General features: G+C 61.0%; 4 protein-coding genes. 2 read left to right on the top strand and 2 right to left on the bottom strand.

Annotation, left to right across the window (positions count from 1 at the left end):
- The first annotated feature begins 285 nt into the window (after nucleotides 1–285).
- A complete protein-coding gene (locus Y708_RS0108350; RefSeq protein WP_028279573.1) occupies nucleotides 286–918 on the top strand; it encodes a putative glycolipid-binding domain-containing protein in 633 nt (210 codons plus the stop codon).
- A gap of 177 nt (nucleotides 919–1,095) precedes the next feature.
- A complete protein-coding gene (locus Y708_RS23860) occupies nucleotides 1,096–2,874 on the top strand; it encodes a BCCT family transporter (protein WP_253905746.1) in 1,779 nt (592 codons plus the stop codon).
- An 86-nt stretch (nucleotides 2,875–2,960) separates the two neighbouring features.
- Here Y708_RS23860 and Y708_RS30395 read toward each other — a convergent pair whose 3' ends face one another.
- Both Y708_RS30395 and Y708_RS30965 read right to left on the bottom strand, forming a co-directional pair.
- Complete coding sequence (locus Y708_RS30395; RefSeq protein ID WP_155853783.1) at nucleotides 2,961–3,158, bottom strand: hypothetical protein; 198 nt, start codon at nucleotides 3,156–3,158, stop codon at nucleotides 2,961–2,963.
- Complete coding sequence (locus Y708_RS30965; protein WP_253905745.1) at nucleotides 3,089–3,469, bottom strand: alpha-amylase family protein; 381 nt, start codon at nucleotides 3,467–3,469, stop codon at nucleotides 3,089–3,091. The genes Y708_RS30395 and Y708_RS30965 overlap by 70 nt, the downstream gene beginning before the upstream one ends.
- Nucleotides 3,470–3,729 lie beyond the last annotated feature (260 nt).

Genomic DNA, 3,729 nt, shown 5'->3' with positions numbered 1-3,729 from the left:
GGTCAGTACCCGCCTGCCCTCCTCCAGCGTTTCCTCGATTGTGCACAGGTTCCTGATGGCCCGCGTAGGATCCGCAGGTGCTGGGTACCGCCTACCAAAGTAGTTGGCGCGCATCCAATCCGGGGACCTGTAGTGCCTCTTGGTCGGTGTCAGGCGAAGTAGGGCACAAACAGCCCTCATTGGCGCGCTGCCCTTCACCGGCCGCGAGGTAGGAATCATGTACATAACCCTATGACCAACCCCTCGACTCTGGCGCATGGCTCCCCCGCTCCCTAAGGTAAAGGAATGGGAAATCAACTGCACACCAGCCTGCTGCACAGTTGGCAGGGCGTGGACGATCCAGCGCGGCTGGATACGGCCACCATCAATCTCGAATCCGACCACCTCACCGCCCACGGTACGTCCCGCACGGACAGCTATGCAGTGAGCTGGGCGTTGACCACCGTGGAGGGTTGGGTCACACGGCGGCTCACGGTCACCGTTCACGGGAACGGTTGGAGCAGGCACCTGGAATTGGAGAGAGCGGACGACGGCGCCTGGTCCAGTGAGGCGCAGAGCTCCGGTGAGAGCGGCCTCCCTGAGCCCGGCCTTGCGGATGCTTCCCTGTTGGCGGGTGCCCTCGACTGCGACCTTGGCCTGTGTCCCGTCACCAACACCATGCCCGTTCTCCGGCTGGGACTCCACTCCCCCAAGCTTGCTCCTGCCGATGAAACGGAAATGGCCATGGCGTGGGTGGAAGTCCCGAGCCTGCGTGTGGTTCCGAGCCGGCAGGTTTACAGTCAGGTTCGGGCCGCGTCAGCTGAGCGCGACGGCGTGGTGTTGTTCAGTTCGGATAGTCGCGGATTCACCGCAGAGATTTCCGTGGATCCGGACGGGATCGTGACGGACTATCCGGGGCTGGCAACCAGAATCCATTAGCCCGGCAGCACCCCTCTGATTGCCCTGGCAAGTCAGAACGACGCGGCCTTTTTGTGGCTCCCGCGTGCCCGGAAGGTTTGATTCACGGCGCTGACCAGAGGAGACTCGGGAGTAGCGGTATTTAGTTACCAGCTTCCCATGAGCAAACTCTCTGAAAATAATAAGGAAGGTCGTGACATGAGTTCGCCTCCTGAAAACAAGCAAACTGATCAAGCGGTTCCGAACCAACCCGGATCCCAGTCCAAACGTAAATTGATCGCTGCGCCGGGCATCTTTTGGCCCGCGTTGGTGATCATACTCGCTTCTGTAGCGGTGGCAATCCTCTTCCCTGAGGGAACGGAAACGGTCCTCGGCACCCTCCAAACTGGCGTCGTGGCCGCATTGGCGCCATATTACCTTCTGGTCGTGGGAGCGTTTGTCGTCTTCGCGGTATGGATGGGTCTCAGCCGTTTTGGGAACATCACGCTGGGCAAGGATGACGAGAAACCCGAGTTCAAGCTGCTGTCCTGGTTTGCAATGCTTTTCGCCGCCGGCATGGGAATTGGCTTGGTTTTCTGGGGAGCAGCGGAGCCTCTGACTTTCTTCGTCAACCCAAAGCCAGGTGTTGAAGGCACTCCTGCCGAACTGGCTGACGCTGCCCTGGCGCAGACCTACCTGCACTGGGGATTCCATGCTTGGGCAATCTACGCGGTGGTGGGCCTTTCTTTGGCATACGCCATTCACCGCAAGGGACGCCCGGTGTCGATCCGCTGGGCGCTGGAACCGTTGCTCGGTGACCGCGTCCGCGGCCGCGCCGGCGACGTGATCGACATAGTCGCCATCGTCGGCACGCTTTTCGGGGTCGCCACGTCCCTGGGCCTGGGTGTACAGCAGATCTCGGCGGGTCTGGTTCAGCTGGGTCTCTTCGAGGAATCCAGCAACCTGCTGCTGATCGGCTTGATTTTGGTTATCACCTTCATCGCCACGCTATCCGTGGTCAGCGGGGTTGGGAAGGGCATCAAATGGTTGTCCAACTTCAACCTGGGCCTCGCCGCCGTGTTCCTCATCGCGGTGCTGCTGCTTGGACCCACCCTCTTCATTTTCCGTGAATTCACTCAATCCTTCGGCGTATACCTGCAGAGCGCTGTTGGCCTCACGTTCGACACCACCGCCTACCAGGGCGCGGCCGGCGTCGACTGGCAGGGCTCCTGGACCATCTTCTACTGGGGCTGGTGGATGTCCTGGGCCCCGTTTGTCGGACTGTTCATCGCTCGAATCTCCCGCGGCCGGACCGTCCGTGAGTTCGTCGCAGGGGTCCTGCTGGTGCCCTCAATTATCGGATTCATGTGGTTTGCCGTGATGGGCGGCACCGCAATCGAGCGCGCCTTCGACGACTTCAACGGCGGATTGTTTGATCCTGAAGAGGGAATCGTGTCGGAGAACGTGCTCTTCAGCATGCTTTCCGGCCTGCCGCTTGGCGGACTGCTTTCAGTAATCGCCGTGATTCTGGTGGCGATCTTCTTCATTACGTCCTCCGACTCCGGTTCGCTCGTAGTCGACATGCTTGCCTCCGGCGGCGATACCGATCCTCCGAAATGGAGCCGGGTGATGTGGGCGATCCTCGAGGGTCTGATTGCGATTGCACTATTGCTTGCCGGAGGGCTGACCGCCCTGCAGACAGGTTCCATTCTCACCGCCCTTCCGATCAGCGTCATCATCATCGGAATGTGCATTTCCCTCTATAAGGCACTGAGCGCCGAACATCAGGTGCTGGTGCGCGCTGAGCGCAGACAGAGGCGTGAGGAACTAGCTCGTGAAATCAGCGAAGAGGTGACGGGCAACCTTAACCACAACTTCGACGAAACCTTCGGCGAGAGGTTGGACGACCGGATCGAGAACGCGCTCCCGGAGGATTTCGACACCCGGCCGCGGCCGTGGCGTTCGCGGAGGAAACCAAAGGAGAAAGCCGGTAGATAGTTCTGCACCAAACGCGCCGGGCAAGCTCAGGTTCGCCGGGAAACCCCTACGAATCTGTGCTGACCCGGCGCGTTGGCGTTTCCGCGTTAGGTGAGCATGTGCAGCGCCGCGCCGTGGACGGGGAGACTAACCGCCAGTCGCCCATCCACAACGCGGGACTTCTCACCGGTCCAGGCTTCAACACCTTCCGCTTCTTCCGTCAGTCCAATTGACCTCAGCGGCAGCTGGATCTCCAGCGGAGCATCCCCCACGGTGAAAACGGCAACCACAGTGCGTCCGTCCAACTCAGCGGTCCACACAATATAGTCCGGTTCCCGCAGTGCTCTGTGTTTTTCTCCGAGCGCGAGTTCACATCCAGTACTACGGCGTTGGTCAACAGGCTGATAGTTTCAGGATTGCTGGTTGGCAGATCCCCGCCGACGAACAGCGGGGACCGTGAAACCGACCAGAGCGTCATCATGGTGCGCTGCTCGGGCTCGGTCAGCAGCGACATCCGGTCCGCTCCCCGCTCCGCACGGATACCAATCCGGCCCAGAGGCGGCATGTCCGCGTCTGCGAACCCGCCGGGACCGGAGAATGGCGCCCACCGTGCCATGGGTTGAAACTGGTCGTGGATGTCACTCCACGTGTCCCACAGATCCAGTTGCCCGAATTCCATTCGCAGGGCGAGGACAGGTCCGCCATCTCCGCTGCGGTCAGTGCGGAACCCAGCACCCGCAGGCGCTACTCCACTGCACGCCGTGGAATCCCCCGCATGATGTGAATGCCAAACTTCAGGCCCAGCTCATGAACCCGGTTGGCAAGGGACGTGAATCCCCGCCCGTCCGCGGCCGATGGAAACCGATTCACGGCGGC

The organism is Arthrobacter sp. H5 (assembly GCF_000520595.1).
GTDB lineage: Bacteria > Actinomycetota > Actinomycetes > Actinomycetales > Micrococcaceae > Arthrobacter_D.
Note: the sequence above shows the minus strand (reverse complement) of the source record. Positions and strands in the feature narration are given on the sequence as shown.